Genomic DNA, 442 nt, shown 5'->3' with positions numbered 1-442 from the left:
CGCCGTAGAACTCGATGCGTTTGCCTTTCTTCCACGTGTCGGCAATGGCCTCGGCCGCACGTTCGACGGCCACGGTGCTGGCCGCGTTGCGGTATTGCAGGAACGCTGCCACGGCGTTGTCCACCACCTTCACCAGCACATCACCGGTCTTGTCGTCTGCATCCACGCTGCGGTGAATGAAGGGCACGCCTTCGCTCACACTGCCTGCCAGCTTGAGCTTGAAGTCCGCCAGCCCGTCGTAACCCATGCTGCGGCAAAAGCGCACCACGGTGGGCTTGCTCACATGCGCGCGCTCGGCCAGCTCGCGCACGGGCAGGCGGGCGAAGGTGCGGGGGTCGGTCAGCACCAGCTTGGCCACGCGCTGTTCGGCGGGGGCCAGCGAGGGCAGGGAGGCGGTGATGCGGTCGAGCATGTCAGTCTGTGAAGGCAGGGCAGGCTGCGC

General features: G+C 66.7%; 1 protein-coding gene. It reads right to left on the bottom strand.

The genetic code is table 11. The annotated features are described in order from the left end of the window. Positions 1–412, bottom strand: a 412-nt coding sequence (locus GPA27_RS28460; RefSeq protein WP_373322827.1) for a MurR/RpiR family transcriptional regulator, incomplete at its 3' end; no start/stop codon positions are given. Positions 413–442 lie beyond the last annotated feature (30 nt).

Origin of the sequence: Aromatoleum toluolicum, assembly GCF_012911005.2 — a bacterium.
In the GTDB taxonomy this organism is placed as follows: Bacteria; Pseudomonadota; Gammaproteobacteria; order Burkholderiales; family Rhodocyclaceae; genus Aromatoleum; species Aromatoleum toluolicum.
Note: the sequence above shows the minus strand (reverse complement) of the source record. Positions and strands in the feature narration are given on the sequence as shown.